This is a genomic window from Thermostichus lividus PCC 6715, from assembly GCF_002754935.1.
GTDB classification, from domain to species: Bacteria; Cyanobacteriota; Cyanobacteriia; order Thermosynechococcales; family Thermosynechococcaceae; genus Thermosynechococcus; species Thermosynechococcus lividus.
This window is the reverse complement of record NZ_CP018092.1, coordinates 2,480,940-2,500,160: the sequence shown is the minus strand read 5'-3', so window position 1 is coordinate 2,500,160 and position 19,221 is coordinate 2,480,940. Positions and strand designations below refer to the sequence as shown.

Here is a 19,221-nt window from a genome sequence, read left to right as displayed (position 1 = left end):
AACCAATAGCCTATGTCCTTGGTTGCGCTTTGCCGCAGTTGGGCGAAACTACCGCTGACGGCTGAACTACTCAGTAAGCTCCAGCAGCAGCGATCCCTAACACTGACCGGGATGCCACGGCTGGTCAAAGGGTTAATCACCTCTACGCTAGCCCAACACTGCCAGCACTCGCTTTGTATTGTGACCTCTACCCTTGAGGAGGGGGCGCGCTGGGCAACACAACTGGAGTTGATGGGGTGGGACACCGTGTTGTTTTATCCCACCTCAGAAGCCTCTCCCTACGATCCCTTTGATCTCGAAGCAGAAATGGTCTGGGGGCAAATGCAAGCCCTAGTAGAGAGCGATCGCCCCGCCGGTACCATGGCCATTGTTACGACCGAACGGGCACTGCAACCTCACTTGCCACCGCCGGCGGTGTTTCATGCAGCATGTCTGACCTTGCGGGTGGGGGACGAGCGATCCTTAACTGCCCTAGCAAACGACTTGGCACACCTAGGGTATGAGCGGGTCTCCCTTGTAGAAACAGAAGGACAGTGGAGCCGCCGTGGAGACATCATCGATATTTTTCCTGTGGCTGCCGAACTGCCGGTGCGGCTGGAATGGTTTGGCGATGAAATTGAAGCCATTCGCGAATTTGATCCGGTGAGCCAACGGTCACTGCGCTCTGAGGGAGATCGTCTGGATGCCCTCGCGCAGGTCACCCTCACCCCCATTAGCTTTACCCCCCTGATCACGGCAGCCCTTGCGGCGAAGGGTCAGGCTCCCCCTGCCGAAGATGCCCGCCGCTATTTGGGCACTGCCTTTCCTCAGCCCGCCTCCTTACTGGATTACTTACCGATCAATACCTTAGTGGCTGTGGATGAACCGCCCCTGTGTGCCGCCCACAGCGATCGCTGGTGGGAACACTGCCAGAGCTATTGGCAAACTCTGAGCGATCCACCCCCCCCGATTCATCAACCCTGGTCTGTTACTGCTGAAGCCCTCGAGCGGTTTCCGCGCCTAGACCTCTACGAATTAGCCAGTGAGGGGCAAGGGTTGAACGTGGCGGCTCGACCCGTACCGGCGATTCCCCACCAGTTTGGCCGGCTAGCCAGTATCCTCCGGGACGAGCGTGACAAAGGCTACACTGTCTGGTTAGTCTCAGCCCAGCCGAGTCGTTCTGTTGCCCTGCTGCAGGAGCACGATTGTCCAGCACAGTTTGTTCCCAACCCTAGAGATTTTCCGGCCATTGATAAGCTGCAACAGCAGCGAGTCCCCATTGCCCTGAAGGCCACAGGCCTAGCAGAGCTATCGGGGTTTATTCTACCGACCTTTCGCACGGTGCTCGTCAGCGATCGCGAGTTTTTTGGCCAGCAGAGCCTGATCAACGTGGGCTATGTGCGCAAACGCCGTCGGGCTGCTGCGAAGCAGGTGGATGTTAACAAACTACAACCGGGGGACTATGTTGTTCACCGCCAGCATGGGATTGGCCAGTTTCTGCGCCTCGAAACCCTAACCATCAACAATGAAACCCGCGAATATCTGGCCTTACAGTATGCCGATGGCGTGCTCCGTGTCGCTGCTGACCAACTGAATACCCTCTCGCGGTTCCGTAAGCAAAGTGAGACCCCACCGCAACTGAATAAGCTCACCGGCAAAACTTGGGAACGCACCAAAGAGCGTGTTCGCAAAGCCGTAAAAAAAGTGGCTGTGGATTTACTGCAACTCTACGCCCAACGGGCACAGCAGCGGGGGTTTGCCTTCGCTGGCGACACTCCGTGGCAGCAGGAACTCGAAGACTCGTTTCCCTATCAGCCCACACCAGATCAACTCAAGGCGATTCAAGAGGTCAAAGCCGATATGGAGAGCGATCGCCCCATGGATCGCTTGGTGTGTGGGGATGTGGGCTTTGGCAAAACCGAAGTGGCGATTCGGGCTATTTTCAAAGCCGTGATGGCCGGTAAACAGGTAGCCGTTCTGGCACCCACCACCATTCTTACCCAGCAGCACTACCACACCCTCAAAGAACGGTTTGCCCCCTACCCCATCCAAGTGGGATTGCTGAATCGCTTTCGCAGTGAGAGTGAACGCCAAGAGATTCTCCAAAAGCTCAAAACTGGTGAGCTTGATGTTGTTGTGGGCACCCATCAACTATTAGGGAAAGCAGTGAAGTTCCGAGATTTGGGCTTGCTCGTTGTGGATGAAGAGCAGCGGTTTGGAGTCAACCAAAAAGAAAAAATTAAAGCCCTGAAAACCCAAGTGGATGTACTCACCCTGAGCGCCACTCCCATTCCCCGTACCCTTTATATGGCTTTATCTGGGGTGCGCGAGATGAGCCTGATTACAACGCCGCCCCCGTCCCGCCGCCCCATTCAAACCCATCTGGCTCCCTACGATGCCGAAACAGTACGCAGTGCCATCCGCCAAGAGCTAGATCGCGGTGGCCAAGTGTTTTACGTGGTGCCCCGAGTGGAAGGGATTGAGGAGGTAGGCAGCAAACTGCAGGCAATGGTGCCCTCTGCCCGGATTCTCATTGCCCACGGCCAGATGGCAGAAGGCGAATTAGAATCCACCATGCTTGGCTTTAGCAATGGTGAGGCGGATATCCTCGTGTGCACGACCATTATTGAGTCTGGCTTAGACATCCCCCGTGTCAATACTATTTTGGTGGAAGACGCCCAGCGGTTTGGCTTAGCGCAGTTGTACCAGCTACGGGGTCGGGTAGGTCGGTCTGGAATTCAAGCCCATGCATGGCTCTTTTATCCCCGCCAAGAGGTGCTGACCGATGCAGCCCGGCAGCGACTCCGAGCGATTCAGGAGTTTACGCAGCTTGGCTCAGGCTACCAATTGGCGATGCGGGATATGGAAATTCGGGGGGTAGGGAATCTCCTTGGGGCAGAGCAGCACGGCCAGCTGGAAACGGTGGGGTTTGATCTGTACGTTGAGCTTCTAGAGGAGGCGATCGCCGACATTCGCGGGCAAGACATTCCCACCGTCGAGGATACGCAAATTGATCTCAACGTCACCGCCTTTATCCCTGCCGACTATATCCCCGATTTAGAGCAAAAAATGGCCGCCTATCGAGCCGCCTCTGCGGCCACCACCAAGGCAGAATTGATGCAGTTGGCGGCGGACTGGAGCGATCGCTATGGTGCATTACCCAAATCCGTTCAACAACTCCTGCGCGTGGTTGAACTGAAGCAACTGGCGCGACAGTGTGGGATTAGCCGCATTCGTGCTGAAGGCAAGCAGCATGTGATCCTAGAAACGCCCATGGCTGAACCGGCATGGAAACTCTTACAAGAGCAATTACCCAGCCATCTCCACAGCCGCTTTATCTATAGCCAAGGCAAAGTCACCATCCGGGGCTTAGGGGTGCAACCCATTGAAAAGCAAATAGAGCAGCTCATTGACTGGTTCAGCCAGATGCAAGTCAGCATCAGGCAGCAGGAAACCGTTTGAGGTGCGAATCTGCTAGATTGGTGGTAGCTTGAAGACTGATTACCGGGTGCGATTCTATTGAGGGCGCACGAGGTCAAGTAACGCCTAATCATTGTTTGCTGATTCTATGGATAATCGTGGCGATCGCTTTGGCTGGGGTTTTCTAGCTGGTGCGCTGTTTGGCGGCATTGCTGGCTCCCTTATTAGCCTACTTCTGAAAGAAAAGCTCACTGAAATCAGCACGACTAATGCTGTCCCCCTCAAGGGCGCAAAAGCAGGGGATCTAAACAGTAGTGATGAAACCCTCATGGAATCCATGCGGCTTGAACTAGAGGCAAAAATCGCCCAAATTAACGAAGCTGTGGACGATCTACAAAGTCGCCTCAGCACCGATGATAACCGCTGATCCTAGCCACTAGAGGCGTTGCTGAATATTAAGTATGACCTTCGGGTTTGAGTCTTTTGCTACCCTCACCCTAGCCCTCTCCCAACGGAGAGGGAACAAGACTCTTAGCTCCCTTGTATCTTAAAACTAGAGAGACAGACCGTCACCCCTTAGATGCGAGACATCATGGAGAAGCTAGGGTCATCTCTCTGATGCAACAGGTCAAACTCGAATCATCGGTTGGGACAGTAGAACCCGCATGACGCAAGGTTGAGTAAACACCTGATTTACCCCCAGACAGGCGCAAAAGTGATATGCAGGATCAAGAACAATGGATTGGCATTGATGTGTGTAAGCGGTGGCTAGATGTACATCTACGTCCCCAGAAGCAGAGTTTTCGCGTGAGCAACACCGCGAGTGGGATTCGCGAACTTCTGACTCACTTGTGTCCGCCTGAGGCGGTCGCTCGGGTGATTCTAGAATCCACTGGCGGCTATGAGCGGTCAGTGGCGTTGGTGCTGTCCACGCTAGCCTATCCCGTGGTCGTGATTAATGCTCGGCAAGCGCGAAACGTTGCCAAAGCTGCCAATCAACTGGCTAAAACCGATCCGGTCGATGCCGCGATTTTAGCCTAGTTTGGCGAAGCGATGAAACCGCCGATTCGCTCATTGGCCAGCGAAGCGGACGCAGAACTTCAGGACTTGGTCACCCGCAGGCGGCAACTGGTAGACCTCCTGACTGCTGAACAAAACCGCTTGTCAGGCTTACGCGGAACAGCCCAAGCAGATATAGCAGCTCACATTGCATGGCGCAAAGACCGCATTCAGCAACTAGACGAGCAGATCGACACCCAAATCCATCCATGTCAGCCCTGGCAGGCAAAACAGACGCGGCTGATGACGGTTCCAGGGGTGGGCAAGGTCGTCGCCGCGACCTTGTTAGCCCTGTTGCCAGACCTGGGACAGTTGTCCACTCGAAAAATCAGTACGCTGGTGGGCGTTGCCCCATTCAACCGAGATAGTGGGCAGAAGCAAGGCAAACGCGCCATCTTTGGTGGTCGTGCTGCTGTGCGTCAACTGTTGTACATGGCAGCTTGGGTGGCGGTGCGCCATAATCCAGTGATTCGCGTCTTCTATCACCGCTTATTAGCGAAGGGCAAGGCTACCAAAGTAGCGTTAGTGGCTTGTATGCATAAGCTATTAACAATTCTCAATGCCATGCTCAACCATGGTACGGACTGGCAGCCGTCCAACTCAGATGGGAGTCCATCGGCTGTTCCAGCATCATCATTTGCTTGACTTTTAAGATAATCGCTTCTCCCTGGGGAGAAGGGAGCTAAGAGTCGTGTTCCCTCTCCTTTGGCAGAGGACTAGGGTGAGGGCGGCAAAAGACTCAAACCCGAAAATCATACGTCTATTCAGCAACGCCCAAGAATGGTATTAGAGCCTATTTATCTATTCATCTAATTGACGTTAATTTAATCTGCTGTGGGCGCCTCATCTAGCGCATCGATCACAACCCCATTAAAAAAGCGAGCCAGTTTTTGTGCTGATTCGTGTAACAGTTCACTCGCAGTTGGGTTAGGGGTGGCAGGGGGGCTAACGGTAGGCTGAAGTGCTGAGGGATGGCTGCTCTCTAAACGGGGAGATTGAGGTGGGGGTACCTCCGATACGGCAGTGGTGGTTGGCGGAGCAGCAACTTCCAGAATCACCTTCACTGGTTGATGGAGGACTTGCCTAAAAGCCGCTTCAATTTTGGCGTGATTCGTTTGAGTCATATTGAGCAGCGGCTGGCTGACAATGCCAATCCGCACCTCTTTTTCTGTAACGCGGCGGAGATGGCCGTGCTGTGAGAGGAGGGCACGGGTACTCACTGGGATCTGTTGCAGTGCGGTTTCCCACAGGTGATCATCCTTAGCCATCGGTGCTTGAGCGGGTTCTGGCGGGGATGGTTCTGGTACCGTTGGGACAGCCGCCGGAGACACAGGCGTTGAGGGGGCGGGTGGGGCAGGCAGGGGTGGCATTGTAGGGGCGATCGCCACCGCTGGCGCATCCGGCAGGGGGGCTAAGGAGAGCAGTCCTAAAATACTCACTTCCAGCCAGAGGCGGGGTTGATTGCTCTGTTTCACTTGCCCTTCGCAGGTGCGCAAATGCTGCTGTGCCTGCAAAATGTTGGCGGTGCTCCACTGCTGGGCAATTACAGTCAAGGCTTGCCATGTCTCTTCGGTCAATGCCACTAGATCATGGCGTTCCGGCACGGTTTTCGCTAACAATAAATCACGATACATTGCTGCTAAGTTCTGCAAAACCGTGAGTGGGTCTCGTCCACGCTCTAGCAGTTGGCGAGTGTGCTCCACAACGGCAACCGCATCTTGGCGGGCAATGACCTGCAAGAGTGCCAACAAATCCTGCTCAGGCACAGTTCCAGCAAGTTGCCACACGTGCTGTACCGTAATTTGCTCTGGGTACAAGCTCAGTTGATCCAGCATACTTTCCGCATCCCGCAGCCCCCTTGGGATAACTGCGCAACAAGGGTGACCGCTTGCGGCGTAATATCAATATGTTCTTGGGCAGCGATGTAGTTGAGGTGTTGCACCATCTCAGCAAGGGGAATGCGCCGAAAGTCGAAGCGTTGACAGCGGGAAATAATGGTGGGCAGAACCCGCTGTGGGTCGGTGGTGGCTAAGACAAAGACTACGTGGGGCGGCGGTTCCTCAAGGGTTTTCAGCAGGGCATTAAACGCCGAACTGCTGAGCATATGGCACTCGTCAATGACATACACTTTGTAGCGGCACTGAACGGGGGCAAATTGGGCTTTTTCAATGAGTTCGCGGATATTATCCACACCCGTATGGCTGGCAGCATCGATTTCAATGACATCAAGGCTGTTGCTGCTGGCTACTTGGCGGCACACGTCACACTCACCGCAGGGAGTGGGGGTTGGTTTAGGATGGCGCAGGCAGTTAAGGGATTTCGCCAGAATACGGGCACTGGAAGTTTTACCCGTCCCCCGTGGCCCGCAAAACAGGTAGGCCGGGGCAATTCGTTCTTGGGTCAGGGCTTGGCTGAGGGTAGTGGCGATCGCCCCTTGCCCGACGAGATCAGCAAACCGTTGGGGACGATACTTGTGGTGTAGCGGCTCGTAACTCACAACGGGTAGGACTGGAAGCCCCGTACTTCAGTGCGGGGAGGAAAGCCTCTTTAGCAACTTCAGTTGCCATATTACCATTTAGGCGCATAAAATGAACTCATGCCACAGCAAATACTGACCATTGTCTGTCAACTAAATCCCACTGCAGAGCAAATTGTCAAGCTAGACCAAGTTCTGCAGGGCTTCGCTGAGGCTTGCAGATACATCAACAGTACCATTTGCCCCAGCATTACTAACAAGAACCGTATTCAGAAAGAAGTTTACAGAGCAGTACGACAGCAATTCGGCTTAACCGCTAACTTGGCTGTCAGGGCTTGTGCCAGAGTTGCCGCTAACCGCAAGGTGGGAAAGGTTAAGGGATTCAGGGCTACTTCTGTGGATTATGATGCTCGCCTGTTTGACTACAGAGCGAAAGAACAATGCGTTAGCCTCTCCACCCTAAACGGACGGGAACGCATTCCCTTAGTGGTGGGTAACTACCAGATAGAAAAACTCAAGGGCAAGAAGCCTACTTCTGCCACTCTCTGCAAACGCAAAGATGGTAAGTTTTATATCCACATCCAAGTAAAGGAAGAAGTGCCAGAACCTCAGACTGGACATGGGGTTTTGGGCGTTGACTTCGGTAGGACAGACATTGCACATACATCGGAAGGAGACAACTGGCATGGACAGCAGTTAACTAAGGTACGAGACCACTACTCCAAACTGAGGGCGGTACTCCAGCACAAGGCTAGTAAAGGCACACGCAGTTCTAGGCGTAGATGTCGGGAACTGGTGAAACGGCTATCTGGCAGGGAGAGACGCTTTCAGGCATGGGTGAACCACTGCATTTCTAAGACCATTGTGGCAAGGGCAAAAGCAACGGGCAGTGTTATTGCTTTGGAAGACCTGACAGGGATACGGGAGCGCACTAATCAAGTACCTCGTTCTAAAACAGAGCGTAGGCGTGCCAACAGTTGGGCGTTTTACCAACTGCGTAGCTTCATTAGCTACAAGGCACTCAAAGCAGGTGTGGGAATAGTGCTAGTTAATCCTCGCTACAGTAGTCAAACTTGCCACAGATGCCTGCATATTTACCCCCACCCAAAGCAGTCCTATCGCACTGGGAAGCAGTTTAAGTGCAGGCATTGTGGCTGGACAGGAGACGCAGATTTCAATGGTGCTAGCGTAATTGCGCTTTTGGGGGCTGTTGTAAACCAGCCTAGAGGTTCGGGCTTGTCTTGTTCTCTTGCAGAACATAACAGGCTCAGGGCTACTGAAAGCCCCTGACTGAAGTCAGGGGAAGTTTACACAGGCAACTATTTCAGCGTTAGATTGTCTTAAGAGTAAGCCACGATTACGTGGCCTCAGTACCATTGTCGGCGTTTTAGATGTTGCTTGCTGGAGTGAATGTGGGATGCGCTATTGGATATCATCAGTTTTGCTGAGTAGTGTGCTTGTCACTATCGGGGCGATCGCCCCGGGGTTGGCAGCGGAGACCCTAAACCTCGTTTTTGGTGCCCAAAGTCAACAGGGAATTCAAATTCCGGTGGCCGATCTACGTGCCTACGCTGAAACAGGGACAGCCAGCGGCAACCTCAAGCTCATGCTGTCGATGGCTACACCTGAACAGCAGGCAGAGTTTCGGCAGCTCTTAAGCTTACCGTTTCCGGTTACTGCCGAGCAACTCCAAACCCTTGCTAGCAACAATAAGGGCGAAGACCTCCTAAAAGCTGTAGCAGCAGCAACCCTGCGACCGGACAGTGAAGGCATTGCCGCCTTGAAAACAGCGATGATGAAAGGTCTTGAGGCAGAAGGCGGCCTAACGTTGCTAGCGTTTTTAGACGCCTATCCTGAGTCAACCATGACAATTGATATTATGCAGATGCAGGCCATTTTAGAGGCGAACAAACCCCTGATGGAGCAGTACTTGTCCCGTCAGCAACAACCAGCAAACTAGGGCTTCTTAGGCAACTGCCCCCGCTCGATGAGCATTTCCCATGCCCGTAGCACTGCGACTAGGTCAGATGCGAGGCGGTATTCGTTAGCTTCGGCAATCCGGACGGTTGCTGTTGGGGTGGAAATGATATTGCTGGCCACGGGCACCGTTGTACTGGGGGCAACAAAATCAATCCCGTCAAACCGTTGAAATCGGCGTTCCTCTAACAACGTTGTGAACTCAGTCACTAGCGCTGGCGAGATGGTGCGCAGGGTGCGGCTTAGGGTGTCTCCCCGTTGGGTAGGGGTTTCTTGAACAATGCGGCCATCCCTAAACAGGAGGGTGGTTTGGGGGGGACGATCTAAGGTGGTTTGGCGAATCACTCGAAAGATCGCTGACTCAGGTAAGGCTGGTGGTTGGTCGTCTGGGGCAAGCCGCTGGGGGCGCTGAATGAGGGTACCTATCATCTGGCTTCCTGCCGCATCCCACAGCAGCAGAGATCCACTTTGATTAGTGCGGTACACCCATTGCTGGGGATAGGGCGCATTGGGGTTGGTGAGGGTAATTTCCCACCCTGGGGTGAGGCGTTCGGGGCAGTTGGGGCGCAGACCCCCCAGCCCTAAACAGCCATCGGACCAGACTCGGGGCTGCACTTTCGCTACAGTAATTTGAGTGGGTTCTTCCCCAAACTGAGTAGCGGCGGCGGCGATCGCCCGCTGGACGAGTTCTGCTGGCGGCACGGAGGGTTGCGCCTGTAGGGGGCTAACCCCTGCCAGCAGTGCATAAGCCCCTAACCAATAGCCCATGGCTCGTCTCCTGCCCATGTGGCCTCCTCACGATTGATCGAACAGATTGGTTGAGCAACTACACACCAGATGGCGATCGCCGTAGGCATTATCAATCCGCGCAACCGCAGGCCAAAATTTATACTCGCGGAGCCACGGGGCTGGGTAGGCGGCCACCTGTCGCGAGTAGGGATACGGCCACTCATCGCTACAGACCATCAAGGCAGGGTGAGGAGCCTGTTTGAGGGGGTTATGTTGGCGATCGCTTAAACCCGCTTCAATTTCAGCAATTTCGGCACGGATGGCAATCATCGCCTCACAGAAGCGGTCTAGCTCTGCTTTGGTTTCACTTTCTGTTGGTTCAATCATCAAGGTTCCGGGCACCGGCCACGAAACTGTCGGAGCATGGAAGCCGTAGTCCATTAAGCGCTTGGCAATATCTTCGACCTCAATACCGGCTGATTTTTTTAGAGGCCGCACATCCAGAATGCACTCGTGCGCCACTAGCCCCTGCGCCCCTTTGTACAACACCGGATAGTACGGCTCGAGCCGCTTGGCAATATAGTTGGCATTAAGAATGGCGATCGCCGTGGCGCGGGTCAGCCCCACCCCCCCATCAGGGTAATGTACATCCACGAGATGGGCAGAATGCTGGCACTGCCCCACGGTGCTGCGGTGACCGGTCCTATTTCCGTCTCATGCGGATAGAGTTGAGTCGTGGGTAAAAAGGGCGCAAGGTGAGCCTTGACACCAATGGGTCCCACGCCGGGACCGCCGCCACCATGGGGAATGCAAAAGGTTTTATGGAGATTCAGATGGCAAACATCGGCACCAAAATCCGCCGGTCGGCACAACCCCACTTGGGCATTCATATTGGCGCCATCCATATACACTTGACCTCCATGGCGATGGATGATCTCGCAAATGTGGCGAATCTCGGTTTCAAAGACCCCGTGGGTTGAGGGATAGGTAATCATCAGCGCCGCTAGCCGCTCTTGGTATTGCGCCGCCTTGAGGGCTAAGTCCGCCACATCAATATTGCCCTGGGCATCACAATTGACCGCCACCACCTGCATCCCCGCCATCACCGCACTGGCAGGATTGGTGCCATGGGCAGAGGTGGGAATCAGACACACATCCCGTTGGCACTCACCTCGGCTATGGTGGTACTGGCGAATCACCAGCAACCCCGCGTACTCCCCTTGAGATCCGGCATTCGGTTGCAGCGAAATAGCCGCAAAGCCAGTAATCTCTGCCAGCATGTCCGAGAGATCCGCAAACAGCCGCTGATACCCTTGGGCTTGCTCGGCAGGGGCAAAGGGGTGAAGCTGATTAAACTCTGGCCAGCTAATGGGTACCATTTCCACTGTGGCGTTCAGCTTCATGGTGCAAGAGCCAAGGGGAATCATGGAGGTTGTCAGGGAGAGATCCTTGGCCTGGAGGCGGTGGAGGTAGCGCAGCAGCCCATGCTCACTGTGGTACTGATGAAAAACAGGGTGCTGAAGATAGGGGGTTTGGCGCTCTAGCTCCTTGGGCAAGGCCGATGAGGTCGGTGTGGTGGGGATAACGGCTGCAAAGAGCGCTAAGAGATCCGCCACATCGGTTGCGGTGGTTGTCTCATCTAGGGTAATGCCCACACTGTCATCCGCAAAATAGCGCAGGTTAATCTTTGCGGCTTTGGCGTGCTGTTGCAACTCGGCTACAGAACGGCTGCCTAGATCAATGCGCAGCGTATCAAAAAAGGCAGGGTGCCGCAGTCGATACCCTGCATCTTCCAGCCCTTGGGCTAAGTGCCGGGTCAACTGATGAATTCCCTCGGCAATCTGGCGTAAGCCCCTTGGCCCATGATAGACGGCGTACATACTGGCAACAATTGCCAACAGCACCTGCGCCGTACAGATGTTACTGGTGGCTTTTTCGCGGCGAATGTGTTGCTCGCGGGTTTGCAATGCCAACCGCAGGGCGCGTTGCCCCAAGGCGTCATGGGAGACCCCTACCAACCGGCCAGGTAACTGCCGCTTGAAGGCATCGCGGGTGGCAAAAAAGGCGGCGTGGGGTCCCCCGTAGCCCAAGGGAACCCCTAGGCGTTGAGAGCTACCTACGGCAATGTCAGCTCCCAGTTCCCCCGGTGGGGTTAACAGGGTCAGTGCCATCAGATCGGTGGCCATCGTCACCAGTAGGCCGTGGGCATGAGCCGCCGCAATCAGGGCACGGGGATCCCGAATCGCGCCATCGGTGGCTGGATACTGGAGCAGCAGGCCAAACGCTCCTTGCCAAGGCAGATCGCTCGCCGCGGGATCAATGGGCACAATCTCGATATTGAGGGGCTGAGCACGGGTTTCTAAGACGGCAAGGGTTTGGGGGTGACAGTCTTGCGCCACTAAGAAGCGGCGTGCCGCCTGCTGGCGGCAGACGTTAAAACTGAGGGTCATGGCCTCAGCCGCCGCAGTCGCTTCGTCTAAAAGGGAGGCGTTGGCAATCTCTAGGCCGGTTAGATCCGTAACAAGGGTTTGATAGTTGAGGAGGGCTTCTAGGCGACCTTGGGCAATTTCTGCTTGGTACGGGGTGTACTGGGTGTACCAGCCGGGGTTTTCAAGAATATTGCGCTGAATGACGGGCGGTGTGATGCAGTTGGTATAGCCCATGCCGATGTAGCTGCGCCAAACTTGGTTAGCTTGGGCGATCGCCCGTAGTTTGGCCAGTGCCGCCGATTCACTCAACCCTTCCGGCAGGGCTAAGGGGCGCGCCAAACGAATATCTGCCGGAATCACGGCATCGATGAGTTCCCCAAGGGTGGTGTACCCGAGCGTGCTGAGCATGGCGGGTAGATCCTCTGGCGTAATGCCAATATGCCGAGCCACAAACTCAGCAGAGGTATCTAAAGGCGTTTGCAGGTGGGGTGGCGAACTTACCATACAAGCATCACAGCGTCTGTCAATTGTTCATATATCTTAATGGCTGACGGCCAAAACAGGTTTGCGGGCGTGGATAATTTGCAAGCTTCGCCCTAAGCGGTAGTCCTGCTGTGCGAGTTCAAACCCTTGCGCGTGCAGTACCTCTGCTAAGTCGGTGTCCAAGAGCTGCCATGCGGTTTCCGTTTCAAAGAGCCAGAAAAATAGCGCCAGCCCTGGCCAAAACAGCGGGATGTGGGGGCGGTGAAAGTCAATCAGGGCAAACCAGCCACCGGGCTTCAGTACCCGCCACACCTCCGCCACAATGGCGGTGAGTTGTTGGGGTTGCATTTCGTGTAAGGCCATACTGGTGTGCACCAGATCAAAGGTCTCGGCGGCAAAGGGCATGGCCTCAGCAAAGGCTTCAACGTAGGTGGCTTGGGGCACTCGTTGTCGTGCCCGGGCGATCGCCTTCGGGGAGGCATCTAGGCCAGTGACCTGATCAAAGGCAGCGGTTAAGGACTCAGTGACAATGCCATGGGCGCAACACAAATCCAACACCACCGCACTGCGGGGTAGCTCTAAGCCTTGCCATGCCAGACGATGGAGGCGATCGCGCCCCCCCACAGCAACAGCGGCAATGCTGCTAATGGTGTCGTAGAGCCACGGAAACTGATAGCTCCAAGTGCGGAGGATAGTTGCCATAGATACTCAGTTTAAGAATCCTCGCAACCCCTAGAAATAGGTGGCTTCCTAGCCAATCGGGATGACAGGATTTGAACCTGCGACCCCTTCGTCCCGAACGAAGTGCGCTACCAAGCTGCGCTACATCCCGATAACTTACCTAAGATAACATTGCAGGCGACGCTTCTGAAAGCCATCGCGATCGCCCTATGACTCATCCTCTCTTGGATATCCTAGTGCAGCAACAGCACTCCTGCCCGTTTCATACCCCCGGTCATCAGCGGGGTCGAGGCATGGCAGCTCCTTTACGGGCACTGTGGGGCACTGCCCTAGCGCAGGATTTAAGCGAGATCCCGGGTCTCGACAATTTAGCTGCACCCACCGGTGCGCTTGCCGACCTTCAAGCTGCCATTGCCGCAGCAGCAGGGAGCGATCGCGCATGGTGCTTAGTGAATGGTGCCACTACCGGGGTCTTAGCTGCCCTGTTGGCAACCCTAGAGCCTAAGGATGTGGTGCTGGTGGGTCGCAATGTTCACCACTCTGTGATTTCTGGGTTGATCCTAACGGGTGCTCAGCCCGTATATTTGGGGGTGGCCGTGGACTCGCTGTGGGGCATTCCCGAACCTGTGTCGTTGGCAACGGTCGTTAATGCGGTAGCCGCCTATCCCACCGCAAAAGCCGTCGTCCTTGTCAGCCCAACCTACGAGGGTCTGTGTTCTCCGTTAGCGGCCATTGCCCAACACGTTCATGAGCGGGGACTGACCCTCATTGTCGATGAAGCCCACGGCAGTCATTTTGCCTTTCATCCGCGCTTTCCCAGCACGGCCTTGGCCGCCGGTGCTGATCTGGTGATCCAGTCGTGGCATAAAACCTTGGGCACCCTCACCCAAACCGCGGTGCTCCACCTGCAAGGCACGCGAGTTGCACCAGAACGCGTCAGCCACGCCGTGACCCTTGTCCAAACCACTAGCCCCAGTTATTGGCTCTTGAGTGCCTTAGAGGCGGCAGCCTGGCAAATGGTTCACCAAGGCTACGAGATCTACGATCGCCTCCTGCAATGGGTTGCAGCGTTTGAGAGTCCCTTACCCCGCCTAGAGCGGCTAGATATCCCCCAAGACCCACTGCGTTTAACCCTTGGCACATGGCCGTTGGGTCTTACGGGGGCTGATCTAGAGGCGCAACTGCAACCCGACATCATTGCCGAACTCCCCAGTGGGCGATCGCTCACCTTTTGCGTAGGCTTGGGAACCACAGCGCAGATGTTAAGAACCTTGGCGGAGCGCTTGTGGGTCATTCACCAGACCTATCAGCCGGTACAGTCGCTACCGCCTATAGCAGTGCCGCCGTTGCCTGCGGTCTCTTCACCAGCCCTTTCGCCGCGTACCACGTACTTTAGCCAGCGCCAAGTGGTGCCCCTAGCAGCCGCCATTGATCACATTAGCGCTGAAACCATTGCCCCCTACCCGCCCGGCATTCCCACCATCATCGCCGGGGAAGTCATTACCGCTGCTGCCGTCGCTGAACTACAACAGGTACAGGCCATGGGGGGCACCATTATCGGCGCGACGGATCCGCAGTTGAATCAGATCACGATTGTGACCCCAGCAGACACCTAATCATCCCAGTCCTCAGTCTCAATAAAGTGACTGACTAGGTGCTCCTCTAAGAGTGGCTGCAAATGTTGAAAATCTTGAGGAGAGAGTAATTCTGGCTCTTTGCCTGGGACTAACCGTGCGACATACAGGGTTGGACTGAGGGGTGTGTAAACACTATACTCACGCACCCCAGAAAAGAAGCTGCTGCCAAGGGGCTGATATTCCTCGATAGTGACATCGTCTTCGGCGTCTACTTCAACGCTGAGAATGTCCTCTTCATCTAGATCGGGGAGATCCCCCGCCACGGTGAGGGTCAGGGCGGTACGTTTGAGGGTGAGATTTTGCTCCTCAAGGATGGCTCGGGCGGTATCAAAGACTTGGTCAATTTCCTCCTCATCGAGGGGGACGAGGGTTTCTTCGTCATCCGCTTCGGCAATGACAGCAAAAATTTCTACGGGATAGTCCACCGGACGCAGCAGGGCATAGACTTCGTCTTGCACCGTCAAACGAAACTCAATGTAGCAATTTAGGAACCGCCCTTGCTCATCGTAGAGCCGGATTTGCTCTAGTTCGCGATCGAAGTCGTCCTCTTCCCAAGGCTGCTCATCACTGTTGTATCGGTTTTGATAGTTGGAACCCATGCGACTCCGGTCGAAACAACTACGATTAAAGACTCCCTATGGCAATGGAGCATACCATGCAGGTGGTCGCAGTGGGGTAATCTCTGTGGCAGCAGTTGCAGTCGCAAGGTCTCGATAGTTCGCTACTTGGCTCAGGTTTCAATGGACATGACTCGCTGGCGGTCAAGGGTTAGCAGCTCCCGCAGCTGATCAAGGCTGAGTTCTGTCAGCCATTGTTCACCAGTGCCAACGATCATCTCTGCTAACGTCTTTTTGCGCTCAATTTGTTCGTGGATTTTCTCTTCGAGGGTGCCGCTACAGATAAATTTATGGATTTGGACATTCCGCTGTTGGCCGATGCGAAAGGCGCGATCGCTGGCTTGGTTTTCAACGGCGGGGTTCCACCAGCGATCGTAGTGAAAGACATGATTGGCGCGGGTTAAATTTAGCCCGACCCCACCAGCTTTTAAGGATAGAATAAATACACTCGGCGCTTGCGGATCGTGCTGAAAGCGATCCACCATCACTTCCCGCTGGGCTTTGGGGGTTTGCCCCGAAAGAAAAAGAACTTCTTGCTGAAGCGCCTCTTCTAGATAGCGCTTGAGATGCTTGCCTAGTTCGGCAAACTGGGTGAAGACCAGTGAGCGATCGCCCACTTCTTGGAGTTCTTGCAGCATTTCAGTGAGGCGTTGCAACTTACCGGAGCGGTGCGCCCCATAATCCTGCTGTTTGAGGAACTGCGCCGGATGGTTACAGATTTGTTTTAGCTTAGTCAGGGTAGCTAAGATAGTGCCACGGCGTTGGATGCCGTCGCTCGTTGCAATATCGGCAAGGGACTGCTCCACAACGCTACTGTAAAGGGCAACCTGCTCAGGGGTGAGGCCGCAATATACCAACATCTCCTGCTTTTCGGGGAGGTCTTGGATGATGCTGCGATCGGTTTTCAGGCGGCGCAAAATAAAGGGTTGGACGTAGGTGCGCAGGGCATTGAGGGAGGTGGTGTCGCCATAGCGTTCGATGGGGCGGGCATAGCGATGCTGAAAGTAGGCACGACTGCCTAGGTATCCCGGATGCAGAAAATCCATGATCGACCAGAGTTCACTCAGGCGGTTTTCAAGGGGGGTGCCGGTCAGGGCAATGCGAAACTGGGCGGCGAGGGCGCGAGCGGCTTGGGATTGTTGGGTATTCACGTTCTTGATGTTTTGGGCTTCATCTAGAACTAAGTGCTGCCACGCCACCTGTTTGAGGGTGGTGAGATCTCGCTGCAGCAGGGCGTAACTGGTGAGAATGAGATCATGGGTCTTCACCTGCTGCACAAATGCCTTCCCTTTGGGGCGATCGCTACCGTGGTAAACGTAGGTGCGCAACGTTGGCGCAAATCGCTGTGCTTCCCGTAGCCAGTTCCCCAAGACCGATGTAGGGCAGATTAACAGCGTTGGCGCAAAGGGGCGATCGCTCGCCTTGAGGTGGAGCAAAAACGCCAGCAGTTGAATGGTTTTGCCCAGCCCCATGTCATCCGCCAAACAGGCACCCAATCGCCAGCGTTCCAAAAAACTCAGCCATGCTACCCCCCGCGCTTGGTAAGGGCGCAATGTTCCCACAAACTCTTTTGGGGTTGGTACTGGCTCAAGCGTTTGCTTGCCGGTGAGGGCATCCAGCAGGGCTTGCAGGGCATCGTTAGCAGTTAGCCCCAAAATGGGCAGCTTAGCGACGGTGACGGTATCGCCGGTGGCAATCCGCAGGGTATCGGCTAAGGAGAGGTGGCGGTGTTGGCTTTGGGACTGAAGAAAGTCCTGAGCTGCCTTGATCTCCTGTGGCCGCAGCAGCACCCACTCGCCATTGAGATACACTAAGGGGATGTCTTGACGCAGAAGTTGCTCAAAATCAGTCTCTGAGAGGCGGTGCTGTCCTAACTGCAACTGCCACTTAAAGTGCATGAGGCTATCTAAGCCAACTCCCGTTGAGGGGGTTGAGGGTAAATCAGCGGCAATACGCAAGCCTAAGCGATGGTGAGTACTGTTGCGCCGCAAGCTTTCTGGCAGAATGACGGCAATTCCCTGTTGCTCAAGGCGATGCATGTGGTGCTGTAGCAGGGCGTACACCTCAACAGTTTGCAGGGTCAAGTGAACTGGCCGCGGCTCCAGTAAGCTGCGCTCGATGGGGGGATAGACGCGGGAGGCCAAGCCAAGCCCCCGCAGCAGGGTTTCTTGCGGGTGAGGGAGTACCTGATCCCGATAGATGAGGGAATCATGGTGGCACTGCCAAATCTCCGCTGCGGCTAGCATGGTCTCGGTTTCCCCTTCGCTCTGGAGGCCAAAGGTGAGTTGCCATGCTCCTTGGGGTTGGTCTGGGGGCAGCAGTTGCAAGGCCAGCCGCCACTGCGGCTCCAGACTCAACAGTTCACGATAAGGCTCTTGCCAGCGGTGGAGCCGTTCGATGAGGCTTGGTTCTAGGTCAGTGGGGGTGCCCGTTTTTAGACCGGTTAGCCAGCGGTAGTGGTCTTTGGCTAAGCCCACTTTAGGTAACTCAAGGGAAGCAAATACCTGTTGCAGGTAGCCCCTTAAGCTATGCTCCAAGAAATCTCTCAGCAGCTCACCAGCAGTGTCAGGAAGGCGTAGGGCAGTTCCCTCGGCTTGGTAGCAGCGGCAGAGATCCGGCATCTGCTGACAGAACTGACGGAAACGTTGGCGATCGCCATGGTGGGTCAAGAGTACGCGCCAGCCTGTTACCGTGGGCAGGTATTGGCCGCGCACAATTAAATCCAAGAGCCAGCGCCCCACATGGCTCCAGAAGCGTAAATCATCCCCAAGCATCAGCCCCGCTGGGGGAGACGTTGCCAATTGGTGAAGGTGGCTCAGCAGGTGGGCAGGGGCGATCGCCCAGCCATGAATCTGCCATAAGCAGAGGGGGTCTCCATTTGCCTCGCTGAGGGGGGGCGGCACTAGCACATGCTCATAGACGCGGGTTGGCAACCCAAACGTAACCGTGGTAGGGGTGGCATGGCTTAGGGGAGGCTGGGTCAGAGGAGCATTGTAGGGGTACACTGGCACGCTATCCATCTGCAGCGGTGTGGTAACGCGCGCCAAGGGTTGCCACTCTTCAGCCCATAAAAAGAATTGTGGCGCGAGGGTTCCGAGCCACGTTCCGTGCAAAACAGCCATAGAGTCATTGTACTGTGGCATCACAGTCAAGTGCAGCAGCGGCAGCTCCCCTTTCAGTACCGGTCGTGTCCACCTAGCGAGTCGCAGGGCACGGTACAGATCGGGTCAGTTAGAAAGTACCAAGGCGTTGCAGAAATTCAAGGGGCAGGCCATCGCAGTCGCGCAGGAAGGCAATGTGATACAAGGAGGTGCCAATAATCTGCTGGGTGGGTTTGAGGAGCAGTTGAAAGGGAAGATTGTGGGTTGTTAAGGTCGCCTCTAGGTGGCTGAGCCACGTATCTAGGGGTTCCTGATGATCACTCAGATCAAAGGAGAGATGATAGTAGCCAACATAGTGCTCGTCTGCAAAGGCATCAGGGGCGGTGTGCGGCTCTGGTACCTGTAAGAGTTCCACGCGAGTGCCCCAGCCCTTGAGCCAGCAGGCTAGAGTATAGCCGGTGGTAAAGCGAGTGTCCATCTCGAAGCCTAAACATTCGTAGAAGGCGATCGCCCGGTGAATATCAGCGGTGCGAATGGATACGTGGTGCAGGGTCATCGCGTTTTCCCTTGGTTAGCTCCTTTGCTGCTTGGGACGCAGTTGATCTGGGAAATCTGTGAACACAGGATCGCCAG

10 protein-coding genes, 1 tRNA gene and 3 pseudogenes are annotated in these 19,221 nt (G+C 55.3%); 6 read left to right on the top strand and 8 right to left on the bottom strand.

Annotation, left to right across the window (positions count from 1 at the left end):
• The first annotated feature begins 12 nt into the window (after nucleotides 1–12).
• The 3 genes and pseudogenes from mfd (at nucleotide 13) to BRW62_RS12135 (ending at nucleotide 5,103) form a co-directional block, all read left to right on the top strand.
• A complete protein-coding gene (gene mfd, locus BRW62_RS12145) occupies nucleotides 13–3,441 on the top strand; it encodes a transcription-repair coupling factor (protein WP_099799629.1) in 3,429 nt (1,142 codons plus the stop codon).
• Between the two features lie 106 nt (nucleotides 3,442–3,547).
• A complete protein-coding gene (locus BRW62_RS12140; protein ID WP_099799952.1) occupies nucleotides 3,548–3,826 on the top strand; it encodes a hypothetical protein in 279 nt (92 codons plus the stop codon).
• A gap of 293 nt (nucleotides 3,827–4,119) precedes the next feature.
• Nucleotides 4,120–5,103 (top strand): annotated as a pseudogene (locus tag BRW62_RS12135) (IS110 family RNA-guided transposase).
• A 179-nt stretch (nucleotides 5,104–5,282) separates the two neighbouring features.
• Here BRW62_RS12135 and BRW62_RS15470 read toward each other — a convergent pair.
• Nucleotides 5,283–6,955: pseudogene (locus tag BRW62_RS15470) on the bottom strand (DNA polymerase III subunit gamma/tau).
• A 99-nt stretch (nucleotides 6,956–7,054) separates the two neighbouring features.
• Between BRW62_RS15470 and BRW62_RS12125 the strand changes: the two are divergent.
• Both BRW62_RS12125 and BRW62_RS12120 read left to right on the top strand, forming a co-directional pair.
• Nucleotides 7,055–8,224: an RNA-guided endonuclease InsQ/TnpB family protein gene (locus tag BRW62_RS12125; RefSeq protein ID WP_099799628.1), complete on the top strand. Its 1,170-nt coding sequence runs from the start codon at nucleotides 7,055–7,057 to the stop codon at nucleotides 8,222–8,224.
• A gap of 163 nt (nucleotides 8,225–8,387) precedes the next feature.
• A complete protein-coding gene (locus BRW62_RS12120) occupies nucleotides 8,388–8,894 on the top strand; it encodes an alpha/beta hydrolase (protein ID WP_157768371.1) in 507 nt (168 codons plus the stop codon).
• Here BRW62_RS12120 and BRW62_RS12115 read toward each other — a convergent pair.
• The 4 genes and pseudogenes from BRW62_RS12115 to BRW62_RS12100 form a co-directional block, all read right to left on the bottom strand.
• Nucleotides 8,891–9,697: a hypothetical protein gene (locus BRW62_RS12115; RefSeq protein ID WP_198406044.1), complete on the bottom strand. Its 807-nt coding sequence runs from the start codon at nucleotides 9,695–9,697 to the stop codon at nucleotides 8,891–8,893. The genes BRW62_RS12120 and BRW62_RS12115 overlap by 4 nt on opposite strands.
• A 9-nt stretch (nucleotides 9,698–9,706) precedes the next feature.
• Nucleotides 9,707–12,573: pseudogene (gene gcvP / locus BRW62_RS12110) on the bottom strand (aminomethyl-transferring glycine dehydrogenase).
• Nucleotides 12,574–12,609: 36 nt separating this feature from the next.
• A complete protein-coding gene (locus tag BRW62_RS12105; RefSeq protein WP_099799625.1) occupies nucleotides 12,610–13,254 on the bottom strand; it encodes a class I SAM-dependent methyltransferase in 645 nt (214 codons plus the stop codon).
• 56 nt (nucleotides 13,255–13,310) lie between these two features.
• A tRNA-Pro gene (locus BRW62_RS12100) sits at nucleotides 13,311–13,384 on the bottom strand.
• A gap of 58 nt (nucleotides 13,385–13,442) precedes the next feature.
• On the opposite strand from BRW62_RS12100, the gene BRW62_RS12095 reads away from it, so the two are divergent.
• The gene (locus BRW62_RS12095; protein WP_099799624.1) at nucleotides 13,443–14,849 is read left to right on the top strand and encodes an aminotransferase class I/II-fold pyridoxal phosphate-dependent enzyme; all 1,407 of its coding nucleotides are present in this window, start codon (nucleotides 13,443–13,445) and stop codon (nucleotides 14,847–14,849) included.
• On the opposite strand, the gene BRW62_RS12090 is transcribed toward BRW62_RS12095, so the two are convergent.
• From BRW62_RS12090 to BRW62_RS12080, 3 genes are all read right to left on the bottom strand, one after another.
• Complete coding sequence (locus BRW62_RS12090; RefSeq protein WP_099799623.1) at nucleotides 14,846–15,469, bottom strand: DUF3727 domain-containing protein; 624 nt, start codon at nucleotides 15,467–15,469, stop codon at nucleotides 14,846–14,848. The two genes, BRW62_RS12095 and BRW62_RS12090, sit on opposite strands and share 4 nt — an antisense overlap.
• Nucleotides 15,470–15,600: 131 nt before the next feature.
• Entirely contained in the window at nucleotides 15,601–18,609 is a 3,009-nt protein-coding gene (locus tag BRW62_RS12085; RefSeq protein ID WP_099799622.1) for a DEAD/DEAH box helicase, read from the bottom strand.
• A gap of 109 nt (nucleotides 18,610–18,718) precedes the next feature.
• Nucleotides 18,719–19,138, bottom strand: coding sequence for a VOC family protein (locus tag BRW62_RS12080; protein ID WP_198406270.1), 420 nt, complete (start codon nucleotides 19,136–19,138; stop codon nucleotides 18,719–18,721).
• Nucleotides 19,139–19,221: the final 83 nt, after the last annotated feature.

Bases quoted from the DNA above. Each gene is read 5' to 3' on its own strand.
- mfd (WP_099799629.1), top strand. From the start codon at position 13: ATGTCCTTGGTTGCGCTTTGCCGCAGTTGGGCGAAACTACCGCTGACG.
- BRW62_RS12140 (WP_099799952.1), top strand. From the start codon at position 3,548: ATGGATAATCGTGGCGATCGCTTTGGCTGGGGTTTTCTAGCTGGTGCG.
- BRW62_RS12125 (WP_099799628.1), top strand. From the start codon at position 7,055: ATGCCACAGCAAATACTGACCATTGTCTGTCAACTAAATCCCACTGCA.
- BRW62_RS12115 (WP_198406044.1), bottom strand. From the start codon at position 9,697: ATGGGCAGGAGACGAGCCATGGGCTATTGGTTAGGGGCTTATGCACTG.
- BRW62_RS12105 (WP_099799625.1), bottom strand. From the start codon at position 13,254: ATGGCAACTATCCTCCGCACTTGGAGCTATCAGTTTCCGTGGCTCTAC.
- BRW62_RS12095 (WP_099799624.1), top strand. From the start codon at position 13,443: ATGACTCATCCTCTCTTGGATATCCTAGTGCAGCAACAGCACTCCTGC.
- BRW62_RS12090 (WP_099799623.1), bottom strand. From the start codon at position 15,469: ATGGGTTCCAACTATCAAAACCGATACAACAGTGATGAGCAGCCTTGG.
- BRW62_RS12085 (WP_099799622.1), bottom strand. From the start codon at position 18,609: ATGGCTGTTTTGCACGGAACGTGGCTCGGAACCCTCGCGCCACAATTC.